This window comes from Vibrio sp. 10N.222.55.C6 (assembly GCF_041473395.1).
GTDB lineage: Bacteria > Pseudomonadota > Gammaproteobacteria > Enterobacterales > Vibrionaceae > Vibrio > Vibrio crassostreae_C.
In genome coordinates, this window is sequence record NZ_JBFRSD010000612.1 from 1 (window position 1) to 276 (window position 276).

Genomic DNA, 276 nt, shown 5'->3' on the forward strand with positions numbered 1-276 from the left:
GCCTTACATTGATTTAAAACCTAACTTTGCTGATAGCTGCAATAACTATATGCAAATGGATTGTCATGCCTGCCAATCTGCGTGTTTAGTGGGCGCAATACAGATTGAAGCCGGGGAGTTACCTACGGTTGCTCAAGATAAGTGCAATGGCTGTGGAGAGTGTCGAAGCGCTTGTTACATCGGTTCGGTGACATTGAACCTGACTCAACAGTAAACATCTGGTTTGATGCTTGAGAACTAAAGACACGAATAGAAAAAGGGTCCGCATTCCAAGAG

Annotated in this window: 1 protein-coding gene; it reads left to right on the plus strand. The window is 44.2% G+C overall.

Annotation, left to right across the window (positions count from 1 at the left end; translation table 11 throughout):
* On the plus strand, positions 1-214 hold a 214-nt coding region (locus AB4486_RS25320; RefSeq protein ID WP_372119477.1), incomplete at its 5' end, for a 4Fe-4S binding protein.
* Positions 215-276: the final 62 nt, after the last annotated feature.